The sequence below is a fragment of the Parcubacteria group bacterium genome, from assembly GCA_041660065.1.
Lineage (GTDB): Bacteria > Patescibacteriota > Minisyncoccia > Moranbacterales.
Map to the genome: position 1 here is coordinate 441,677 of JBAZXC010000001.1, position 20,934 is coordinate 462,610.

The window sequence follows — 20,934 nt, forward strand, 5'->3', positions numbered from 1 at the left end:
ACCTATTCTACAAAAGTTTCTTTAAAATCTTTGATCGCTTGTTCCAGACGCGCAGTGATGTCATCAGTGAGCTCTTTCTTTGCAACGATATCTTGTAATAATTCTTTTTGCTGTGTACGCAAATACAAGCAGAACGCCTTTTCCCATCCGAGAACTTTTGCCACGTCCACATCATCGACAAAACCGTTGATCAACGCATAGATCACTGACGCCTGCTCTTCAAAAGGCATCGGGGAATACTGATCTTGTTTCAATAATTCTACAGTACGACGACCGCGTTCGATTTGCGCTCGTGTCTGTGCATCGAGATCCGACCCAAACTGTGCAAACGCTTCCAATTCACGAAACTGTGCAAGATCCAAGCGTAACTTTCCCGCAACCTTTTTCATCGCCTTTGTCTGCGCACTTGATCCCACGCGTGACACCGAAAGACCCACATTCAACGCCGGACGGATGCCCTTATTAAACAAATCTGCTTCCAAGTAGATCTGACCGTCTGTAATTGAGATCACATTCGTCGGAATGTATGCACTAACATCACCCGCTTGTGTCTCGATGATCGGCAGTGCAGTGATCGAACCTCCGCCATATTTCTCGTCGCGTTTTGCACTGCGCTCCAACAAGCGTGAATGCAAGTAGAAAATATCTCCAGGATATGCCTCGCGTCCCGGCGGACGCTTCAAGATCAGAGAGATCTGACGATATGCCCACGCATGTTTGGAAAGATCATCATATACCACCAACACGTCTTTCCCTTGATCCATAAAATATTCCGCAATTGCCGCTCCCGCATACGGTGCGATAAATGAATATGCTGCCGGATCTGACGCACCCGCAATAACAATCGTCGTGTACTCCATAGCGCCACGCTTCTCCAATTCATTCATGATACGTGCAACTTTAGACTCCTTTTGACCGATTGCTACATACACACAGATCATATCTTGTCCCTTTTGATTGATGATCGTGTCAATTGCAATCGCCGTCTTGCCCACCTGTCGATCACCAATGATCAATTCACGCTGTCCACGACCGATCGGGATCATTGCATCGATCGCTTTGATGCCTGTTTGCACCGGTTGGTGCACAGATTTACGCTCGATCACACCCGGTGCAAGTTTTTCGATCGGATATCGAACATCTGATACAATTTCTTCTTTCCCATCAACCGCTTTGCCGATTGGATTGATGACGCGACCGATCACTTTTTCTGACACAGGGATAGAGAGAATATTTCCCGTTGAACGCACCTCGTCACCCTCTTTGATACCCTTAAAATCACCTAAGACCATGGCACCAACCTGATCCTCCTCAAGATTGAGAGCAACGCCCACCGTACCGTCTGCAAATGTGATCATCTCCGACGCCATCACGTCCGACAGACCATCCATGCGCACGATACCATCACGCACTTCGAGCACAGTGCCCACTTTTTCCGATCGCGCATCCATCTCAGCTTGCGTGATCTGCTTTTTAAGTTGTTCAATGATATAATCTTTGCTCATAAATATTGTATAAAAATTGTTACTTTTTGAATTATTTAAAAATTACGCATCAAGGCCTTTTTCATATTTTTCATGCGACCCGCTATGCTTGCATCGATCACCTCATCACCCACACGCACGATGATACCGCCCTTGATTGATGGATCAACACTGTATCTGAGTTCTGCATTGCTTGTGCCAAAACGTTTTTGCACAAATTTCATGATATGCGTTTTTTGTGCGTCATCAAGAGAAATTGCACTCGTCACTTTTGCCACAATGATACTGTTCTCTGCATTATATACATCCTCAAAGCGCGAAACAATTTGAGATCCCATCTTGACATGACCATTCTTTTTGAGCAACTGCATAAATTGAACAATCACGCCGCGCGCATCCTGTTGATCTTTTCCTTTTGTGAGATCATACACTGTCTGTGCATATTGTTTTGCCGATACCTTCATAAACTATTTTGTATTAATGACATCCGCAATGATCTTTGCATCGAGTCTCTCGTCTATTTTTTCGCCAATCACTTTCTCCACTGCAAGTGACACAAGAGATGCAATTTCCTTTTTTGCCTCGCTTACCATTTTATTTTTTTCTTCTTCGATGCTTTTTTGCGCCTTTGTGATCATTTTTTGCGATTCATCTTTTGCCAGTGCGATCAATTCTTCACGTTGCACCTGCGCTTGTCCTTGTGCTTTTTCGATAATATCCTTTGCCTGCTTTTTTGCTTCAATAATTACCTCTTTTTCTTTCTGTACGATATCCTCCAGCTTCTTTTGTGATTCTTCTGCATCTGCAAGACCTTTCTCGATCTTTGTCGTTCGTTCGTCGAGCATCTTTAATACGGGCTTGTATGCAAAGCGATACAACACAAAAAGCACAATACAAAAATTTATGACTTGTGGAATAAACAATTTTATATTTAGTCCGAGACTGGATAGCAACTCACTCATATTGGTAATTTTAAATTTTCTAAATAGTAATCAAATGACCACAATGCAATGAGCGGGACTTCACCCACCCACTGTATGTATTCACGTGATCCTTTATTATACAAAAAGAATAATAAGGGCGATAACCAATGCATAGATCGCGATTGCTTCCGTGAAAGCGATTGCCAAGATCATGTTTGTCTTGATCTTTGATTCTGCTTCAGGATTGCGTCCGATTGCCTCTAGTGCCTTTGATGCGAGAATACCGATACCGATACCGGGACCGATTGCACCAAGACCGATTGCCAAGGCTGCACCAAGCGCTTTTGCAGATTCCACATTGTTCAGCGCACCTTCGACAACTGCCTTTATTTCTTCATTTCCCATATTCGTCTTGTTTTACTTAGTTACGAAGTTATTTATTCGGAAACAGTGATCCGATCAAATAACTATTTAACCAACTAAAAAAATTAATGATGTGCCTCTGTTGCCATCTTGAAAAAAACCAATGTCAACATTGCAAACACAAGCGCTTGAATAAACCCCACAAAAACCTCCAACAACATAAACGGTATCGGCACGAGCGGTGGCACGAGCGACAACATCACCAAAAGCAAAACTTCTCCCGCAAATACATTGCCAAAAAGACGAAAGGAAAATGAAATGACTTTAGCAAATTCTGAAATGATTTCCAACACACCCACAAAAGTCCCAATACCATACGGTTTTTTAAGCGGACTGACAAAAAACTTCCCAAGATATCCTCTGAGACCGACAGCACGCACGCCAAAAACCTGCGCCGCAATAACAGCAAAAAGCGCAAGCGTGATCGTCAAATTCAAATCCGCACTAGGACTGCGCACAAAAGACACGAGTACATTCTCCTCGCCATGCATCTGCTCCACACCAAATGTCCCCATACCAGGGAGAAGTCCGATCCAATTGGATAAAATGACAAAAATAAAAATCGTGGCAACGATTGGAAAAAATTTCTTACTTTGCGCACGATCCCCTGTCACACTATCAACAAGATCCAGAAGTGCCTCCAATACTATTTCAACAATATTTTGAAAGCCACGCGGTACAATAGTCATGCGACGATTCAAAATGTACGACCCTATGATGATCAAGAGGCTTACGACCATCGTCATAAAAAAAGTATTTGTAATTGGAAAACCCGCAACACTCGTCAATACTTCCGGCACCAATGAAATGTCTATGTCCATAAAATTTGTATGTGAATCTTCACCAATTACATGAGACCTGCAAAAAACCGTAACATCCTACTGTAGTTGCTTCACTTTTTTGTACACCAGATATGATGACAACATGAGTGAACCCACGATACCAAGCAGAAGAAATAGCGGTGATGTCCCAAAATGGATGTCCAGATATCTCCCGCCAAAAGAAAACCCAACAGCTGGGATAGCGATCATATACCCTATTTCAAAAACTAACGACAGCGCAATAAACGTGCTGCCTTCTGCGGTTTTTTGTCCTTTATTTTTCAACATATTTAATATTACCGCTACTTTTTTGAATTGTCAATATTTTTTAAATAGTTCTACCATCCCCAGCACCGTCAAAAAATCCTATTGTCATATATATGACAATAGGATTTTTCATTCTTTAGAAAAACTTTGTCACATCACGAATCGTGATCACTGCCATCAGGACCAATAATGCAATAAAAAATGCAGAATGCATGATTCCTTCAATGCGCTGATTAACCGGTTTCCCTTTGATTTTTTCAATGATCAAAAACAAAATTCTCCCGCCGTCAAGCGCAGGAATTGGCAGGATATTGATGATGCCCAGGTTCACACTCAAAATTGCGGCAAATTGCAAAAGATATGCGAGTCCCATATCACGCATTTGTTGTGTCATCATTGCAATTCCCACCGGACCGGCAATTTCTGCATGCACTCCCCCACCCGCAAAAATTGAAACAATGAGCGCACCAAACGCAGAGAGGATCATGATCGTCAAGCTGATCACGCGCATAAGACTCTCCCACAACGCCGCATACCACGCATACCGCACGATGGTAATATCAGCCAAACTCACACCGATCATTCCTTTTCCGTTTTGGTTTTTTGGCGTCATAGAAAGAGAAATATCCTCTTTTCCGCGAAGAATATGCACGATGATCTCTTGATCCGCATGACTGCTGACAAACTTTTGAAATTCTCCACTATTTTCAATGGTGCTACAGACATCATTCTCACACAAAGAAACAATTTTATCTCCGATCTTTATGCCGGTTGCACTTGCAACAGAATCCTCCTGCACGCTCTCGATCATTACCGTCGGTAGAGAAAGTGTTGTGATCTTTTTTATTTTTTGTGCCGTGTCAAAATTGATTTGTCCAAAAAGTACGCTTTTTCCACCGGATGTTCGCATGACATACCCCTCCTTTATATGTGAAAAATCATATGTATCCTCATTGTGCCGTGAAAAAATCTCAATGCCGAAAGGACTAAATGAAAAATCTCCCATATTATCATTAAGCGGTTCTGGTGCACCGATCATGAGCACAATGCTAATCAATACCCACGCAAGCACAAAATTCATCATAACGCCCGCAACAAGGATCTTGAAACGCGCCCAAATGGATTGGACCGAAAAGCTATCAGGATCCGTTGCCATGCGAATATACTCTTTATCTGCTTCTGTCAATTTGTCAAAATTTTTAACATCTTTTTCATCCACAGGATTTTCTCCCTTGATCCGCACAAAACCCCCTAGAGGAATTGCATTAATCGAATACAAGGTCTTTTCTCCGTAATATTCCTGATTACCGAAAATAATTTTTTTCTTTTTTGTAGATGGATTTTCTACGATACCAATAATACGTGGCGGAAAACCAAAACCAAACTCATGTGCAGTCACGCCGTTTCGCCTCGCTGTAAGAAAGTGCCCAAGTTCATGTACAAAAATCAAAAGACCCAAAATCAGCCCAAAAATAATGATTGTTACAAACATAGTAATATATATTTCAATTTAAATAGTCATAATCTCCTGCTCTTTCTTTTTGCGAATTTCTTCGATTGTCTTATTGTACGCATCAACCACCTCTTGCAATTCGTCTTTACCAATAAACTTTTCATCTTCTGTGATCTCACCGGACTTCTCCTGTTTTTGAATATCTTTCCACGCATCTTCCCGTACGGTGCGCACGCCAACACGCGCCTCTTCCGCTTTTTGATTGAGCACTTTTACGAGACTTTTACGATTTTCCTCTGTCATCGGCGGAAATGATAGTCGCGTTGCAATACCGTCATTAGACACATTTGCGCCAACGTCAGCAATTACAATCGCCTTTTCTATCGCCTGCAAATTCGAGCGATCCCACGGCTGCACAAGCAACTGACGAGCCTCCGGCACAGAAATGTTTGCAATTTGTTTGACCGGCGTTGCCGTACCATAACAATCCACCATGATATTTTCCACAATTCCCGGATTAGCCCTTCCTGTGCGAATTTTTGTAGTCTCCCCCTCAAAATGCTCGATCACATCTTTTAATTCCTCCTTATGCAAAGCAATGATTTCTTTATACATACTATTTTTTATGATTAATTAGCTGCTTTTCTCAAACCGATATATACAACATTTGGATCGATCGGATCATGCCTGATCACGTCCACAACACGTTCACTTGTCGTATCCGTAATTGCCCATCCGCCCGGCACGCTGGTATAAACCGCCTTCGCAGCAGCATATACCAACTGATTTGGATCATGCGGACTCACCTTAATCGCATGAATAGGAATGCCGATCGTACTCGCAATCACATCAACACTTGTCCATGACAATCCATAATCCGCAGATCGGAAGACACCTTGATCAGTACCGACAAAAATCACACCGGACACTGCCGGACTTACTGCTATAGAAAATAGATTACCATCATATACCCCCTCAACATCTCTTACGCGCTTCAGATCACCAATGCTTTCAAACGTCGTACCTCCATCCCGCGTCCGCACAATGTCATCATTGCTCACAAGTGCATATAGCGTATTGAGGTCGCTGGCATCGATCAACAGATCATTGATGATACTGTTTGCATGATAAAGATTTTCCCAACTCTCGCCACCGTTTCCTGTGCGTGCAATTGTTCCGCCACTCGTGCCAATATATACAATATTACCATTTGTCAGTGATGTGATCATTGATGTAATATTTGTTCCATCTTCCGGTTCTACATATACCCGTCGCCAATTCACACCACCATCATCAGTGAGGATCACACTTCCGCGACCATTATACATCCCGCTAACATATATTCTTTGTGTATTTATAGGGCTGATCGCAACATTGGTGATATCGCTCAAACCAACATCGATTTGTTTCCACGACAATGCTCCATCCATACTGACATATACCCCGCTACGGTCTGTGCCGATATATACCGTACTATTATTTACAGGATCGATCGCCATGGATAAAACATTTGTCCGTGCAAGAGAATTTTTCTCATCAATTGTCACACGCGATTCAAACGTCTTGCCCGCATCCACGCTCTTCATGACGCCACCTGTTGTACTACTGCTTCCGCCAAGAGTACACCCAAAAAGCATCATGATTCCAGCAATCAAAATTGTCATTAAAAAATATCTCATATATACAATCATACAACATCACACGAAAAAAAACCACTGTTGACACACCGCTCATTCTTCTATATAATCAACACTGTTATTATGTATTATTGCGCGGGCGCATAGCTCAGTCGGTAGAGCAACTCCCTTTTAAGGAGATGGTCGGGGGTCCGAATCCCTCTGCGCCCACAACAGCAGTCTCTCGATCATATCGCGGTGGCTGTTTTATTTTGCTTTGATAAGCGTTATCTTTTTATAAATAGGATCACAAAGATGAGCGGTGCAACGGCAAAATAAAAGATATAATCTATGAACACTTGCCACACCTCTTTTGTCATAAAAAAACTTATCAAAGAAAAAGGAAGAAAATAACAAAATAGTGCAGAAAGATAAAAAACTGTCAGTACGGTCAAAACAAAAGCCTGATAGCTAAACCGTCCCGTCATCCACTCTCCCGTATCAAAAAGTCGCCATTTTTCCACCAAAGCAAGCCCCAACATGAGTGCTGTAAAAAAAATGACATCTGCGTACGGATTGAATGCAAATTTGTCCGGCATTAGCAAAACAAGGGCATAGGCAACGTAACTCGCCATAAGAAAACGGGATGCCCAGACAACCTGAACAACTGGCGCAAGGACAACGCCAATAGCTACAATAATTCCAATGATCATCCATGAGTTTGTTGAAAAAAAATCCATACGTTTTTATATTATTGAGGGACTACATCATTATACATCACTTTATGGTTGATTTGTAGTATAATGTATACTATACTGGTAATTCAACATCATTTATTGTTATATTTGTTATGAAAACCCCTATTTCACGACGTATTTTCTTTTGGATCCTTTTTGTTTCCTATTTTGTCACAACAGCATCCGTGCTTTTCTTTGTCTTTGGCTATCGCCATGATTTTGCACAAAAGATATTTGTGCACACAGGTTCGATCACGGTAAAAGCGAACCCCAAAACCATTTCCGTATATGTAGACGACCGCGCACCTCAATCGAAACTGATCAATGTCATCAATGATTCTTACTACATTAGTGGCATCCGCCCAAAAACACACACCCTAAAAGTTTCTGCCGAAGGATTTAGAACATGGGAAAAATCAGCCATTGTACATAGTGGCCTCTCCACAGAATTTTGGAACATTACACTGTTGCGCAACGCTTATGAACCAACAAGCTATGCTATTTCTGATATCGATCAATTTTTTCCTGCTCCGGATGAAAATCTCTTTGCCTGTTCAAAACAAATTGGCAAAGTGCAAACTGTCCACATTTTCGATGCAAAAAAAGATGAAACCACAAATACCTTTCTTTTTATGCAAAAAAAATTCACAGCAAATACACGTGAAAATATCGAGTGGTCACCAAACAGTCATGAGCTGATTATTCCTCTTGAAGATATTGAAAATTCCTCCAACAAGGACTATGCGATCGCTTATAGTAAAACGAATGACTCATTTCTCCTCTCGGAAAAAATCTCTCTTGGTCAGTTACAATCGGTACGCTGGGATCCCAAAGATCGCAACGCTCTTTTTTTCCTTGCTCAAAATAAGTTATGGCGAGCACAAATAGATGACGAGAATACTGTCGTTCCGGAAATTGTTGCCGACCGCGTACTCGCTTATGACTTTACCGATGACGGTCTCTATGTGTTTACAAATGAATACGCTGTGCTTCATGACCGAGATATCAATGGAAAAAATTTGGAACAAATCACTGCTTTTGATATTCTACAAGGAGCAACAAGCATTCGCCTTGACGCTTATGATACACATCGCATTGCCGTTTTGGATGACACGAATAAAACTGTATACATATATAACAAGGGCGAGCGCAATATTTACAATAAGAAAATCGGATCGGATATTATTGGCGCAAATTTCTCAGATGATGGGAAAAAATTGTTGTTTTATTCTCCTTTTGAGATCTTTGTCTATTTCACACGTGATTGGGATGCACAACCTGTACGACAAGAGGATGATGCGCACTCCATTGTACGATTTTCACAATTTATCAATAATGTACATTTTGCGAAAGATTATGAACACGTCATTTTTACAATCAACAATGATATTAAAATTACCGAACTAGACTATCGTGGCAGTCGTATCACAGACACAATTATCTCACTCAATGAAAAAGAAACCAAAGTGATCGACAAGCAAAAAATGGATCGACTTTATTTCATTGATTCTTATGACACAGTCAGACGAGGATTGCGCTCGATCGAATTTCCCGAAAAAGAAAGTCTTATATTCTAAATAATTCAAAAGGAAAACACATCCTCAAGGGATGTGTTTTTTTATGAACAACTCGCCGTGGCGAGCTTGAACATCGGACATCGTCATTACCCGCCGCGACGGGCGCGCTTTGGTTAGCGATTTATTTAAAAATGTGTGGGCGATCGAGGACTTGAACCTCGGACCTCGTCATTATCAGTGACGCGCTCTAACCACCTGAGCTAATCGCCCTTATACTTTTATTCTTTTCTTTCTCCAGCGATCGAGGACTTGAACCTCGGACCTCGTCATTACCCGCCGCGGCGGGCGCGCTCCCTGCCTACCGGCAGGTAACCACCTGAGCTAATCGCCCGTTAATAAGTAAAAAGTCAAAAGTATAAAGTAAAAAGATTTTTTGCAAAACATCCTTCTCAATTTTTTACTTTTAATTTTTGACTTATAACTTATTTTGTGGACCGGACAGGACTCGAACCCGCCACTTCCTCAGTGCAAGTGAGGCGCTCTACCAGATGAGCTACCGGCCCAAACTTATGCTATATTTTCAAACAATCATCAAAAATGTGTTCTGCAAAACCACAATGATGACCACTACCCATCCACCTTTTGCGGAATCCGCTAAGTCCATACGTGTTACGGACGACTTCATATCACAGTGGCTATTATATCAATAAATAAAAAATAACGCAAGGATCCATTATGACTCACGCTTGAATTAGTTCCCGCCCCGTCTACAAAGACATCACGACTGTTCTAAATTGATTACCTCGATCAAATTCATTGGCAAACACACCAAAGCTTGCAGCTCCAGGCGACAGGAGAACGACGTCCCCTTTTTGTGCACCCATCGATGCAATTTCCACAGCCTTATCCATTGCATCCACGATCTCAAAGGAAATCTTGCCTTTATCACCACTCAGCTCCTTTTTGATCAATCGCACAATCTTTTCTGTGGCATCCCCTTTTATGAAAACGACACCTTTCACTTTTTCTACAATCGCTTTTGCAAATTCCGTATACTCTAAATTTTTGTCCGCACCGCCTGCGATGAGAATGATCGGCTCAGTGAATGAATTGAGTGCTGCAATCGCAGATTGTGGATTTGTAGCTGCGGTGTCGTTATAATATTTTACACCCTTTTTCTCATCCACAAGCTCTAGGCGATGTGCAATACCACGAAAGTTTTTTACCGCTGAAACAATCGTTTTTGATGGTACGCCATAAGCAATTGTCGCTGCCATGGCGCACATAACGTTGTTGATATTGTGTGTACCGCGCAAGGGACTTTCTTTCACAGACATAACGGGGGAAATATCAATACCATCGTTGATATAAATCTCATCCTTTTCGCAAAACACGCTACGCCCACCGGAAATATGGTGTGATGCAACCATCATCACATGTCCTTTTGCTTCACGACAAAGACTGCCGACTGTGGCATCGTCCTTATTACAAATAAACCAATCTTGCGGTTTCTGATGAATAAAAATATTTTTTTTATCAAAAAGATAATCTTCCATTGATCGATAGTAATTCATATGATCTGGAAAAAAATTCGTAAAAACACCAATGTGCGGACTAATTTCGGATTTTGTCAGTCCGGACAGACGCCAACTCGATAACTCAAAAACGACAACGGAATTCTTTTTAACCAGCTTTAACCGATCAAGAACCGGCATTTGTCCAATGCCGATTTTAATCGGATTTTTATTTGCTTTTTTCAATATATGATGAATCAAGTGTGATGTTGTTGTTTTGCCTTTTGTGCCCGTAATCCCGATGATCGGCGCTTTGCATAATTTAAAAAACAAACTGGAATCAACTTCAACAGAAATACCTTCCTTCATAGCAAGTACCACATGCTTGTTCGTCCATTGTGCCTGTGGCGTCTTGATCACCATGTCAACCTTGGTGAAGTCCTCTCGTCGATGTTGTCCCAAAACATACTCAACATTTTTCAAGTCTTTCATTTGCTCCAATGAATGTGCCAATTGCTCTTTATTTTTGATATCGGTTGCAATCACTTTTGCACCATTTTCCACCAAAAAACGAATCGTCCCAACTCCTCCACCGAGCAGTCCAATGCCAAAAACTGTCACTCTTTTCCCTTTAAACCATTTTACATCCATACACGCATCATTTTTTAATTATTTCACCAGACCGTACGCCTGTATACTTACCATATTTAACCGCAATTTGTCCATTAATGATCGACCATCGAACACCTTGTGCATAATGATATACATATACTTGTTCCACATGGTCAGCGAACTCCTTCGGATCGATAATGACAATATCCGCTTTCATATTGTTTGCAATCTTTCCCCGATCACGCAAGCCAAGCTCTTGCGCTACTTTATATGTGCATTTATTGATCATCGTTTCAATATCGCACACGCCTTGTTGTTGTACATATTGTGCAAATACTCGCGGAAAAGCACCGAATGAACGGGGGTGCTCAATATTCTCATTTCTTTTGGTAATCGTCAAGCCCATGCCATTTGATGATATAACGGAGTTTTTGCTACGAATACCTCGTGCAATATTTTCTTCACTGATACTCTCACAAAACACAACGACTTGACCATCCGATGCCAGTAGAACATCCATAACGGCTTCGTTAACACTGTTGCCTTGTTTTTTTGCAATATCGCGAAATGTTTTTCCGCAATAGTAATGCGACCGTTGCGTTTCTGCAACAACAACATCGGAGAGATCATATCCATTATTCATTTCGGACACAACGCGTTCACGAATTTTTTTATTGCGCAATCGTTCCAGCATCATCCGGCGTCCACCTTCACTCACCCACTCCGGCAAAAAAGTATACAGAACGGTTGCCGAAAATGTATATGGATAAATATCAAAAACAACCGGTGTTTTTTCGATTTTTTCAATTAGTTTTTCCATAAGTGACCAGTTTTTCTTTTGCATGACTTTGAGATGCGAGATGTGCGTGCGTGCGTGCGACACATTTTGAACATCCAACACCTCATCAACCGCTTCGAGAATACGCTCTCCTTCATCCCTCAAATGCGCAACAAACAATCCTCCATTTTCCGCAACAATATTTCCAATCATCATCAGTTCCTCTTTTGTTACTTTCTTTTCATGCGAATACACCAACCCTGTCGAAACACCCAGAGCACCTTGTTGTATGCTTTCTGTAATGTGTTTTTTGATCGATACCAATTCCGTATCAGTAAGTGTGCGTGATACATCACCGGTAATCCCTCGTCGCAAAGTTCCATAGCCGACAAATGTGCCAAAATTCACCGCGAGATTTCGCTTTTCGATCACGGCAAGAAAATCTTCCATGCTTTGCCAATCGATATTGATACTGCTTACATCATGCCATTTGCGCAATGCCTGCATCATTTCTTCGTTATAGATCGGCGCCAACGATGTGCCGGAATTCCCTCCAATGATTGTCGTGACGCCTTGATAGATCATACTCTCCATCTGCGGATCCAAAAACAATCGCCATCGCGTATCCGATCGGTTGGAAATATCAATGAACCCCGGCACAACGGTCAATTCACTCGCATCAATGACCTCTCGCGCTTGATCACCTGTGAGATCGCCGATTTCCGTAATCATACCACCATTGATCGCGACATCTTTTTTTTCTCCCTTTGCACCTGTGCCATCCACAACAGTGCCATTTTTGATCAAAATATCATGCATACTTTTATTTTATTTAAAGCGACAAGTAGAAGAAAATATTCCACATAAACATTATTCCTCCATAGAAAATGGAAGAAAAAACGGGGATCACCAGCAGTGCGATAATAATGAGAAATCCCCATTGTTCAAAAAACATTTGTGTCTGCGGTCTCATGCGAAAGAAAACATATAATATCTTCGATCCGTCCAGTGGCGGGATCGGAATGATATTAAACGTCCCCAGCAGTACATTCCAAAATATCACCATCGCGCAAAGTGTGAACAGCACCATCGCCGGTGACCCAACAATGTTTTGTGCAACAGCATACCATTGCGCGCTCATCAAGTTATTTATCACGATCATTTTTTGATCCACAGAAACATTGATCATCGATGCGATCAGTGCCGCAATCAATGCGATAATATAATTTGTGATTGGCCCGGAAAATGCAACGATCACCTCTCCCCATTTTTTGATCCGCAAATTGTTGGGATTATATGGCACAGGCTTCGCCCATCCAAACGCAAATCCCGTCATGACGATCATGACAATCGGCAAGACGATCGACCCAATGAGATCAATGTGACGCAATGGTTCCAATGAAAGTCTCCCCGCATATTTAGCCGTCTTGTCTCCCAACCACAGTGCAACAACACCATGCGACACCTCATGCAAGATGATGCTGTAAATAAGGATGATCAAATAAAAGACAATCAAAAAAAATTGTTCCATAATCGCGCAACAATACGGTGATAAAATCTTACTCCTTTATCATTATATACCACATTCAACCTCTTGGTAAGACACAAGGTCACCAGTCATTGCATGCCGATAGACAAACTTTGTTTCACTCGCAATAACATATGCATAATATGTATTGCCTACATTTATTAAAAAATGGAACAACTATGCGCCTCCATGTGATTGTCGCGCCTTCATGAGTTCGATCGGTTCGGTAAATACCATATTTTCTTTTACAGTACTTACATGTTTTACAATCGCACTATCCTGTACAAAACGACCTACAATTTCTTGCACTTTATACTCAGGCGCACTTGCACCGGCACTGATCCCGACATGCTCAATGCCTTCAAGCCAGTCTGACTGAATTTCCTCAACAGAATCGATGAGATATGCGTGGCATCCATTTTGTTCTGCAACTTCTCGCAAACGATTAGAGTTTGATGATGTCTTCGATCCGACAATCAGCATAAGATCAACCATGTGTGACACGTGGCGAATAGCCTTCTGACGATTCGTCGTCGCGTAACAAATATCCTTTGCCGGCGGCTCTACGATCTGTGCACACCGCTTTTTGATCGTTTCAATAATTTCCCTTGTTTCATCAACACTCAGTGTCGTCTGTGTCAAACATGCGACCTTTTCATTCGGTTCACAAAATATTTGTTCTGCGTCTGCGACACTCTCTATAGTAGGCACATCAACACCATACTGAAGCGCCTCGCCAATCACCCCCAGACCTTCCACATGCCCTTTATGTCCGATATAAATGATCTTATATCCATCTCTGATATATTGCTTGATCTCCATATGCACTTTTGCGACCAATGGACATGTTGCATCAATAACGCGAATATTGCGCCTCACGGCCTCCTCATAGTGTTCCGGCGGTGACCCGTGTGCGCTGAACACAGCGACCGATCCTTCCGGAATATCAGAAACGTGTTCCACTGTGATTACGCCTTTTTTTTCCAGATCACTTACAACAGTTTTATTATGCACGATCGCATGTTTGACATAAATTGGTGCACCAAAGATTTCCAAGCAATCTTCCACCACTTTGATCGACCGCGCCACGCCGGCACAAAAACCGCGCGGTGACACAACAATAACCTCTTTTATCATAAAAATATCATCAAAAGTTAATTTCCACCTTTGTCATCCTGAACTTGTTTCAGGATCTTTGTAAGCTATAAGTATGAGATCCTGAAACAAGTTCAGGATGACATAAATATTACATGAGCCATACACTTATGCTATTTTAACATCCACACATCATTTTTGCACAGTACCATCTGGTCTTTTTTTAATCCATCCAAAACATTTTTACACCATTCATGATCATTTGCTTCATGCCAGTCCTTTTTGATCACTTGCCCGATATCGTTAATTGTTCCATTTCTCTGTCGTAAAAATTCCACTATGCGTCCTCGAAATATCCTCCGTGGCACATGTTTGTCACATTCACTCCGTCCAACTTCTTTGCGCGCAACCTTTTTTTCATCCTGCGGATTCGGAAATGACAAACACATATCCATAAGGGGGCATTGCAAACATTGTGGCGCACGTTTTGTACATATGATCGATGCAAAATCCATCAGCGCATTATGCCAATCTCGCGCATGCCCACGATACAAGAATTTTTCTGTCCACTTTACAACCTGTTTTTCCGGTGCACTTTTTTTCTTGTGCAGTCGGCGCATGATACGCGCGATATTTACATCACATGCTGCCACATCACGATTACGTGCAAATATCAATATTGAGCGACTTGTATATGTACCAATACCCGAAAACTCTATCAGTATTTCTGGCTCATCAGGAAATATACTTTGAAAATCTTTTACGATCGTTTGCGCCATTTTGTGTACATAGATTGCACGTCGATTGTATCCCAATCCCTGCCATTGCGTGATCACATCTTTTTGTGAAGCTTGCGCAAGCCGCTTGATTGTTGGAAAACGTTTGAAAAAACTTGTATACTTTTCAATAACCTTTGGTACATTTGTCTGCTGTAACATGATTTCCGCAATTGCAACATGATAGATATCTGTGGTTTTTCTCCACGGCAAATAATGGCGTCCGTATTTTCTATACCAAAGCATGATCTTTTTATGCATGACATCAACTTTATTTTGCATAGGCATTTTTACCATCAATTGACCATATCCCACTCTCCGTTTCTCGCGCCCGCGTTTCCGCTTCCTTGAAATCCTGCACATGCGCAACATCCGGCGGATATGTTACGAGTCGTGCATAGCCATCCTCGATCATTGTTTTATTGACCCATTGCTCTCCAACGTATACATGCCGCAAGAGACGCCCATAGCGATCTTTTTCGGATACATCTTTTTTTAATATGACATCTTTATCTTCTATCAAACTTTTCAGGTGTGCTGTTGCCTCCGCATAATATGGTTTGCCTCGCTCCGGCGTATCCATACCGATCATACGCACACGCTCACCGGTTTCTATATCAAATGTATCCCCATCCACTATGTGTGTAACATGATGTGTCTCCATTGGAATATCTGCAGATCCTTCCTCTACTTGTGGCAAATCCATGCGATCTGCCATATACAGAATTGCCAACATAATGATGAGTGGAATAGCTTTTTTGAGGATACTTGACATTTTGGTTAATTTATAATACAGTCGGTGACACAACACAGGGGGTTGAAAAATGGCAAAAATCGATAAAACCCACACGAGTTTCTTGGCCGAAATGATCAAAGCGTTGACCCAAGTGACACAAGAAACAGAACCACTTCCCAAAGAAATGTCGACAGCAGAATGGGACAGTTCAGTAATTCGTGATGACTTTAAGAAAATTCTGAGATCATATAAACAATAATACCTCTTATCGGCGATATTCACCAAATATCGCCTTTATTTTTTGATCACGATCACATTTTTGTTTGCGCCGGAAATTTTTTCCTTTTCACCTGTTATGTAATCGCGAATCGCATTATAGAGGACACTGTCTTTGTATTTGTATCCCCTGCCCAATCGCGTACCGGGATCGTTTGTAATAAATTCTTTGTTCTTTTTGTCATACCCAATGATCACTACCATATGTCGATCCGGACCGCCATTGGTAAAGTTCGGATTATTAAGCATTTTTCCATTAGTCGGCACAATGACGATTGATCCTTGTGCAAGAATGGCATAAATATCTTCCATTGTAACGCCCGTGCGCAGTTCCGCCGGATAATGATAATATTCCTGAAAGATCTTTGCCGTATCCGCAGTTGACGTATCAATACTTCCGCCGAAATTTTTATCCTCATAGGAAAACAAGCTTTCCAATTCATTTTCTGCATCATTTTTTGAGATAGAACCTTCTCCGGTGACCCATGCATGTGCCATGAGCATGGACGCCTCTTCACATGCATCTTGAAACCGCGGATCATCCCATTGCGCATGTGGCGCCTGCGCAGTAAATGGCACAGATTGCTTGATCGATTCTTTGACCTCAACTGTTTTTTGCTCAACATCATTGGCGTGTGTTTCGGCAATCACTGTTTCTTTTTTTGTTTCCACTTCTTGTTGTTTTTCTCTCTCTGTTATGATTGACGCATCAGAATACTCTACAAAAAATTTGTCCGGTACGATATACCATATAAAAACCACCAAGAAAAAGACACATAGAAGAGTACCCCGAATCATTATGCTTTTCATATAATTTAACAAAAACCAAACCCATCTGTTTCCCCGAAAACAGATTTTACACTATTGTAACACTTTTTTACACATGGTAAAATAGACCTATTGTATTTTAATCAATTTTTATGAGAAAAATCGTACTTGATATTGAAACAAAAAACACTTTCCAAGAGATTGGGTCAAATGACCCCGCAAAACTCGACATATCCCTTCTTGTGATTTATGACTATAAAACAGACAACTATTTGACATTTATGGAAAAAAATCTCAATGAATTGTGGCCGATCCTCGAAGAAACCGATTTGATCATCGGGTACAATTCAGACCACTTTGACATCCCACTCCTTAATAAATATTATCCGGGAGATTTGACTGCGGTTGGCAGCTTGGATCTTATGACAGAGATCAAGAAAGTGATTGGACGGAGCATCCGACTCGACAATATCGCCGAAGCTACGCTCGGAGCAGGCAAAAGTGGCCATGGACTTCAGGCCATTGAATGGTGGAAGGATGGCAAGATCGACAAAATCGAAAAATACTGTCGTGATGATGTAAAGATCACGAAGGAGATTTATGAATATGCGCTAAAAAGCGGGAAGCTGAAATATAAAGATCTGCTTGACGTTGTCACATTCGATATAAATACAACGGCATGGGACAAAAAAACAAACCAAGCGATCAATTACACCTTGCCATTGTAAACCCCTTATAAACCATGTGTCTGTTTATTGACGATGTGTTCTTCAAAAGTTTTGGAAAAGATTGTTTCTCCGGTGGATGGATCATTCAAAAAATACATGTAGTCAGTTTTTGCTGGTGCAATCGCCGCATCAATCGAAGCCAATGACGGATTATTGATCGGTCCCACAGGCAATCCAGGATATTTGTACGTATTGTATGGTGAATCAATTTCAATGTCCTCTTGTGAGTGTTTGATCTCCGCATCACCTTTGATATAATCGATTGTCGCATCACTTTGTAATGCCATATTGATCTGCAAACGATTGTTAAAAATGCCCGCAACCACACTCCGATCACCATGCAGCGGCACCTCTCCCTCAATAACACTCGCAAAAATGATTACATCATGCAAATTACGACCATGTTCCTTGATTGCGGTCCGTCTGCCGTCATCAACCTTTTTGTTAAAATTATCCAACATTTTTTCAATAATTTCCTGCGCTGTCGCAGTAGGCAAAAATGAATATGTGTCTGGAAATAAATATCCTTCAAGAGACGCTCCTCGTGTAAGGAAATCGTACTTTTGATAAGTTCCGCAGGCGGATCAAGTGCGATCTTTTGAAACTCCTCCCCCGGCAATCCCTTTGCATTAAGTCGATCTTTCATTTTTTCCGCTGACCATCCCTCAGGAAAAAGAACATCAATATCTTGATCGACTTTGATCATTGCCTGCCCATCTGTTGTCAATTTGTATACAATATCAGCAATAGTACTTTGTGGTTCGATCATATAATCACCTTCATTGAACTGTCCACGCAATTTATTTTTCCATGCATAATAATAAAAATAAAACCTGTTTGCAATCAAATCATCGTCCGCAAGCTTTTGTCCAATCACAACAATATCATCACCTTTTTGTACCGTGAATTGAAAACCACTCGTATTGAGTGACACGCTTTTTTGTGTTCGCACATGTAAAAAAAATATACTACACACAAGTATGCCCAAAACAATGATAATCCATTTTTTCATACATTTTACGTTAAACCGGCAAATATCTCATACTGTCAAAACGTTCCTCAACGTTATCTTCATTTTCTCCACGGTAATTGAAATAATAAATGATATTATCAATCGGTGCAACCATTACACCATCAATCTTGAGCAATGTAATAAAATCGTATAACGTCCACATATCGGGATTGATCACGATAATACGATCATATTTTTCATCGGCAGGTATATCCTCCGAACCATTGATCACTTGCATCGTCACAATGTTGTCACGCGAGATAAAATTGAACTTGTTAATATTATTTTCCGTTTCCTCTTTCATGTCCGCAATCATGTCGATAGCCTTGATATGTCCCTCACTACCAACGATAAAACTCAGCATAGCAATTACCCACCCCCCACCAAAACCAACAACTAAAATATCTTGTCCGCGACTTGGACGCAATAACTCTAGCATAAAGGAGACAACGGACGGCTCGGGCAAGACTTGTCCATGACCGATCGAGAGTGGGATATCCGAAGCTGCCGCAATGCGAAATTTGTCAGATACAAACTCCGCCCGATTAATTTCCGAGAAAGCATCGATGATATTATCTGTTTTCAGATACCCTCGATGAATCAATTTATTTGCAATTTCACTCATAAAGCAGAATTTGTGGGGAATGATTATGTGGATTCGATACTACCCCGACACAGTAACGATCGCATCACGATTGCGCGCACCATCAAAATCAACAGCCAGAATACTCTGGATATGCGCGAGCATCATTTTCCCATTTTCCAATGGGACAGAAACGTGTGACCCGATCATCATCGCCTTACAATGTGAATGTCCATTGCTTCTGCCATCTGTCTTATTGTTTTTTCGTAGTTCGAACATGTCATGCGAATACCGATCATCTTGCGGTGCAATGCGGTACAAAACGCGCATAAAATCCTGCAAAAGCATCGGCTCGTTGTGATTGATCACAATGCCCATGGTCGTGTGTTGCACAAAAACTGACACATGCCCCTCTCGCACCCCGCTAGCATCAACAACACGTTGCACAGCATCAGTGATATCGATAAACTCCACCTCCGCAGAACTCTTAAACGAGATCTTTTCTTTATAGATTTTCATAAACTTTTGTTTTAATTGCATCGCCACACAAAAATTATACCATTTTTTTTGGTTTTATGCACCATGACGTCGCATGCGCCGCGCATAATCAGCGATCGCCTTTTCGAATTCTCCATCATCGAACTCTGGAAAATACAAATCTGAAAAGAATAACTGGGCATTGGCAATATCCCACATCATAAATCCGGTGCTAAGATGCGGTTCACCGCCAGTGCGAATTAAGTAGTCAACAGGGGGAAGATCTTTGGTAAATAAATGCTTTTTAACCGTATCTTTTGTAACCGTAGCACTATCATGACAATTTTTAATGATTTCTCGAATTGCCGCAAGCATTTCATCATCTCCGCTATAACTCAAAAAAAAGTTGACATGATATTTGTGATGATATTTTGTTTTTTCTATGCCTTCCTCAAGAAGATTTACAAGATTTTTTGGCAGTTGTTCTCGCCATCCGCCGATAATATTGATACGCACATCATCTTTTTCCACCTCTTCACTGTTGATCAATTTTTCAAAATATTTTGTGTAAATATTGATCAATTCCTGACGCTCTCGCATCGGCCTCTTAACCAAATTTTCCTTTGATGACCCCCATATGGAAATATATTGAATGCCCAGCTCCCTTGCTTTTCTGACAATTTTTTCAATCATTTTTGCGCCAACATCGTGTCCTTCCCACGGTTGCAATCCCCGTTTTTTTGCCCAGCGACGATTACCGTCAGGAATGACCACAACATGTTTTGGTATCTTATTATTACTCATCATACT

At 41.3% G+C, this 20,934-nt stretch carries 25 protein-coding genes and 4 tRNA genes; 4 read left to right on the top strand and 25 right to left on the bottom strand.

The window, feature by feature from the left end; translation table 11 throughout:
• Positions 1–2: 2 nt before the first annotated feature.
• The 9 genes from atpA to WC819_02310 form a co-directional block, all read right to left on the bottom strand.
• Positions 3–1,505: a F0F1 ATP synthase subunit alpha gene (atpA, locus tag WC819_02270; protein ID MFA5986153.1), complete on the bottom strand. Its 1,503-nt coding sequence runs from the start codon at positions 1,503–1,505 to the stop codon at positions 3–5.
• Positions 1,506–1,540: 35 nt separating this feature from the next.
• A complete protein-coding gene (gene atpH / locus WC819_02275; GenBank protein ID MFA5986154.1) occupies positions 1,541–1,948 on the bottom strand; it encodes an ATP synthase F1 subunit delta in 408 nt (135 codons plus the stop codon).
• Between the two features lie 3 nt (positions 1,949–1,951).
• Positions 1,952–2,446 carry a F0F1 ATP synthase subunit B gene (gene atpF / locus WC819_02280; GenBank protein ID MFA5986155.1) on the bottom strand — a complete coding sequence of 165 codons (495 nt, stop codon included), beginning with the start codon at positions 2,444–2,446 and terminating at the stop codon, positions 1,952–1,954.
• Positions 2,447–2,542: 96 nt separating this feature from the next.
• Complete coding sequence (atpE, locus tag WC819_02285) at positions 2,543–2,812, bottom strand: ATP synthase F0 subunit C (protein ID MFA5986156.1); 270 nt, start codon at positions 2,810–2,812, stop codon at positions 2,543–2,545.
• 83 nt (positions 2,813–2,895) lie between these two features.
• The gene (gene atpB, locus WC819_02290) at positions 2,896–3,651 is read right to left on the bottom strand and encodes a F0F1 ATP synthase subunit A (protein MFA5986157.1); all 756 of its coding nucleotides are present in this window, start codon (positions 3,649–3,651) and stop codon (positions 2,896–2,898) included.
• Positions 3,652–3,708: 57 nt separating this feature from the next.
• The gene (locus WC819_02295; GenBank protein MFA5986158.1) at positions 3,709–3,939 is read right to left on the bottom strand and encodes an AtpZ/AtpI family protein; all 231 of its coding nucleotides are present in this window, start codon (positions 3,937–3,939) and stop codon (positions 3,709–3,711) included.
• Between the two features lie 115 nt (positions 3,940–4,054).
• On the bottom strand, positions 4,055–5,410 hold the full coding sequence (gene rseP / locus WC819_02300; protein ID MFA5986159.1) for an RIP metalloprotease RseP: 1,356 nt from the start codon (positions 5,408–5,410) through the stop codon (positions 4,055–4,057).
• 18 nt (positions 5,411–5,428) lie between these two features.
• Positions 5,429–5,986, bottom strand: coding sequence for a ribosome recycling factor (frr, locus tag WC819_02305; protein MFA5986160.1), 558 nt, complete (start codon positions 5,984–5,986; stop codon positions 5,429–5,431).
• Between the two features lie 14 nt (positions 5,987–6,000).
• Positions 6,001–7,035, bottom strand: coding sequence for a YCF48-related protein (locus WC819_02310; protein ID MFA5986161.1), 1,035 nt, complete (start codon positions 7,033–7,035; stop codon positions 6,001–6,003).
• A gap of 110 nt (positions 7,036–7,145) precedes the next feature.
• On the opposite strand from WC819_02310, the gene WC819_02315 reads away from it, so the two are divergent.
• Positions 7,146–7,218: transfer RNA gene (locus tag WC819_02315), tRNA-Lys, on the top strand.
• Positions 7,219–7,274: 56 nt separating this feature from the next.
• Here WC819_02315 and WC819_02320 read toward each other — a convergent pair.
• A complete protein-coding gene (locus tag WC819_02320) occupies positions 7,275–7,727 on the bottom strand; it encodes a hypothetical protein (protein MFA5986162.1) in 453 nt (150 codons plus the stop codon).
• 110 nt (positions 7,728–7,837) lie between these two features.
• Between WC819_02320 and WC819_02325 the strand changes: the two genes are divergently transcribed.
• Positions 7,838–9,301, top strand: coding sequence for a hypothetical protein (locus tag WC819_02325; protein ID MFA5986163.1), 1,464 nt, complete (start codon positions 7,838–7,840; stop codon positions 9,299–9,301).
• A gap of 136 nt (positions 9,302–9,437) precedes the next feature.
• Here WC819_02325 and WC819_02330 read toward each other — a convergent pair.
• The 9 genes from WC819_02330 to WC819_02370 all read right to left on the bottom strand — a co-directional run bounded on the left by WC819_02330 (position 9,438) and on the right by WC819_02370 (position 16,319).
• Positions 9,438–9,511, bottom strand: a tRNA-Ile gene (locus WC819_02330).
• Between the two features lie 24 nt (positions 9,512–9,535).
• A tRNA-OTHER gene (locus WC819_02335) sits at positions 9,536–9,632 on the bottom strand.
• A gap of 99 nt (positions 9,633–9,731) precedes the next feature.
• Positions 9,732–9,804: transfer RNA gene (locus tag WC819_02340), tRNA-Ala, on the bottom strand.
• Between the two features lie 204 nt (positions 9,805–10,008).
• Positions 10,009–11,406: a UDP-N-acetylmuramoyl-L-alanine--D-glutamate ligase gene (murD, locus tag WC819_02345; protein ID MFA5986164.1), complete on the bottom strand. Its 1,398-nt coding sequence runs from the start codon at positions 11,404–11,406 to the stop codon at positions 10,009–10,011.
• 7 nt (positions 11,407–11,413) lie between these two features.
• A complete protein-coding gene (locus tag WC819_02350) occupies positions 11,414–12,964 on the bottom strand; it encodes a hypothetical protein (GenBank protein MFA5986165.1) in 1,551 nt (516 codons plus the stop codon).
• Between the two features lie 13 nt (positions 12,965–12,977).
• Positions 12,978–13,676 carry a site-2 protease family protein gene (locus WC819_02355; GenBank protein MFA5986166.1) on the bottom strand — a complete coding sequence of 233 codons (699 nt, stop codon included), beginning with the start codon at positions 13,674–13,676 and terminating at the stop codon, positions 12,978–12,980.
• A gap of 174 nt (positions 13,677–13,850) precedes the next feature.
• Positions 13,851–14,810: a 4-hydroxy-3-methylbut-2-enyl diphosphate reductase gene (ispH, locus tag WC819_02360; protein ID MFA5986167.1), complete on the bottom strand. Its 960-nt coding sequence runs from the start codon at positions 14,808–14,810 to the stop codon at positions 13,851–13,853.
• Between the two features lie 131 nt (positions 14,811–14,941).
• Positions 14,942–15,826 carry a hypothetical protein gene (locus WC819_02365; GenBank protein MFA5986168.1) on the bottom strand — a complete coding sequence of 295 codons (885 nt, stop codon included), beginning with the start codon at positions 15,824–15,826 and terminating at the stop codon, positions 14,942–14,944.
• A complete protein-coding gene (locus tag WC819_02370; GenBank protein MFA5986169.1) occupies positions 15,816–16,319 on the bottom strand; it encodes a thermonuclease family protein in 504 nt (167 codons plus the stop codon). Before WC819_02370 ends, WC819_02365 begins: the two co-directional genes overlap by 11 nt.
• Positions 16,320–16,368: 49 nt before the next feature.
• Here WC819_02370 and WC819_02375 point away from each other — a divergent pair, with 49 nt between their 5' ends.
• On the top strand, positions 16,369–16,539 hold the full coding sequence (locus tag WC819_02375) for a hypothetical protein (GenBank protein MFA5986170.1): 171 nt from the start codon (positions 16,369–16,371) through the stop codon (positions 16,537–16,539).
• A 35-nt stretch (positions 16,540–16,574) separates the two neighbouring features.
• Here WC819_02375 and WC819_02380 read toward each other — a convergent pair whose 3' ends face one another.
• A complete protein-coding gene (locus tag WC819_02380; GenBank protein ID MFA5986171.1) occupies positions 16,575–17,366 on the bottom strand; it encodes a C39 family peptidase in 792 nt (263 codons plus the stop codon).
• A 110-nt stretch (positions 17,367–17,476) separates the two neighbouring features.
• Between WC819_02380 and WC819_02385 the strand changes: the two genes are divergently transcribed.
• A complete protein-coding gene (locus WC819_02385; GenBank protein ID MFA5986172.1) occupies positions 17,477–18,052 on the top strand; it encodes a ribonuclease H-like domain-containing protein in 576 nt (191 codons plus the stop codon).
• 5 nt (positions 18,053–18,057) lie between these two features.
• Here WC819_02385 and mltG read toward each other — a convergent pair whose 3' ends face one another.
• The 5 genes from mltG to uppS are packed head-to-tail and all read right to left on the bottom strand — an operon-like array spanning position 18,058 to position 20,931.
• Positions 18,058–18,549 (bottom strand): endolytic transglycosylase MltG, encoded by a 492-nt coding sequence (gene mltG, locus WC819_02390; GenBank protein ID MFA5986173.1) that lies wholly within the window; start codon positions 18,547–18,549, stop codon positions 18,058–18,060.
• Positions 18,432–19,064 (bottom strand): endolytic transglycosylase MltG, encoded by a 633-nt coding sequence (locus WC819_02395; GenBank protein ID MFA5986174.1) that lies wholly within the window; start codon positions 19,062–19,064, stop codon positions 18,432–18,434. Before WC819_02395 ends, mltG begins: the two co-directional genes overlap by 118 nt.
• Before the next feature lie 10 nt (positions 19,065–19,074).
• Positions 19,075–19,689: a hypothetical protein gene (locus WC819_02400; protein MFA5986175.1), complete on the bottom strand. Its 615-nt coding sequence runs from the start codon at positions 19,687–19,689 to the stop codon at positions 19,075–19,077.
• Between the two features lie 39 nt (positions 19,690–19,728).
• Entirely contained in the window at positions 19,729–20,166 is a 438-nt protein-coding gene (locus WC819_02405; GenBank protein MFA5986176.1) for a secondary thiamine-phosphate synthase enzyme YjbQ, read from the bottom strand.
• A gap of 54 nt (positions 20,167–20,220) precedes the next feature.
• Positions 20,221–20,931, bottom strand: coding sequence for a polyprenyl diphosphate synthase (gene uppS, locus WC819_02410; protein ID MFA5986177.1), 711 nt, complete (start codon positions 20,929–20,931; stop codon positions 20,221–20,223).
• Positions 20,932–20,934 lie beyond the last annotated feature (3 nt).

Coding starts and splice junctions, on each gene's coding strand:
- WC819_02320 (MFA5986162.1), bottom strand. CDS start 7,727: ATGGATTTTTTTTCAACAAACTCATGGATGATCATTGGAATTATTGTA.
- atpF (MFA5986155.1), bottom strand. CDS start 2,446: ATGAGTGAGTTGCTATCCAGTCTCGGACTAAATATAAAATTGTTTATT.
- WC819_02380 (MFA5986171.1), bottom strand. CDS start 17,366: ATGAAAAGCATAATGATTCGGGGTACTCTTCTATGTGTCTTTTTCTTG.
- atpH (MFA5986154.1), bottom strand. CDS start 1,948: ATGAAGGTATCGGCAAAACAATATGCACAGACAGTGTATGATCTCACA.
- atpE (MFA5986156.1), bottom strand. CDS start 2,812: ATGGGAAATGAAGAAATAAAGGCAGTTGTCGAAGGTGCGCTGAACAAT.
- murD (MFA5986164.1), bottom strand. CDS start 11,406: ATGGATGTAAAATGGTTTAAAGGGAAAAGAGTGACAGTTTTTGGCATT.
- WC819_02385 (MFA5986172.1), top strand. CDS start 17,477: ATGAGAAAAATCGTACTTGATATTGAAACAAAAAACACTTTCCAAGAG.
- WC819_02295 (MFA5986158.1), bottom strand. CDS start 3,939: ATGTTGAAAAATAAAGGACAAAAAACCGCAGAAGGCAGCACGTTTATT.
- WC819_02365 (MFA5986168.1), bottom strand. CDS start 15,826: ATGCAAAATAAAGTTGATGTCATGCATAAAAAGATCATGCTTTGGTAT.
- WC819_02325 (MFA5986163.1), top strand. CDS start 7,838: ATGAAAACCCCTATTTCACGACGTATTTTCTTTTGGATCCTTTTTGTT.
- atpB (MFA5986157.1), bottom strand. CDS start 3,651: ATGGACATAGACATTTCATTGGTGCCGGAAGTATTGACGAGTGTTGCG.
- ispH (MFA5986167.1), bottom strand. CDS start 14,810: ATGATAAAAGAGGTTATTGTTGTGTCACCGCGCGGTTTTTGTGCCGGC.
- WC819_02395 (MFA5986174.1), bottom strand. CDS start 19,064: ATGAAAAAATGGATTATCATTGTTTTGGGCATACTTGTGTGTAGTATA.
- frr (MFA5986160.1), bottom strand. CDS start 5,986: ATGTATAAAGAAATCATTGCTTTGCATAAGGAGGAATTAAAAGATGTG.
- WC819_02350 (MFA5986165.1), bottom strand. CDS start 12,964: ATGCATGATATTTTGATCAAAAATGGCACTGTTGTGGATGGCACAGGT.
- WC819_02370 (MFA5986169.1), bottom strand. CDS start 16,319: ATGTCAAGTATCCTCAAAAAAGCTATTCCACTCATCATTATGTTGGCA.
- uppS (MFA5986177.1), bottom strand. CDS start 20,931: ATGATGAGTAATAATAAGATACCAAAACATGTTGTGGTCATTCCTGAC.
- WC819_02405 (MFA5986176.1), bottom strand. CDS start 20,166: ATGAAAATCTATAAAGAAAAGATCTCGTTTAAGAGTTCTGCGGAGGTG.
- WC819_02375 (MFA5986170.1), top strand. CDS start 16,369: ATGGCAAAAATCGATAAAACCCACACGAGTTTCTTGGCCGAAATGATC.
- atpA (MFA5986153.1), bottom strand. CDS start 1,505: ATGAGCAAAGATTATATCATTGAACAACTTAAAAAGCAGATCACGCAA.
- WC819_02355 (MFA5986166.1), bottom strand. CDS start 13,676: ATGGAACAATTTTTTTTGATTGTCTTTTATTTGATCATCCTTATTTAC.
- WC819_02310 (MFA5986161.1), bottom strand. CDS start 7,035: ATGACAATTTTGATTGCTGGAATCATGATGCTTTTTGGGTGTACTCTT.
- rseP (MFA5986159.1), bottom strand. CDS start 5,410: ATGTTTGTAACAATCATTATTTTTGGGCTGATTTTGGGTCTTTTGATT.
- WC819_02400 (MFA5986175.1), bottom strand. CDS start 19,689: ATGAGTGAAATTGCAAATAAATTGATTCATCGAGGGTATCTGAAAACA.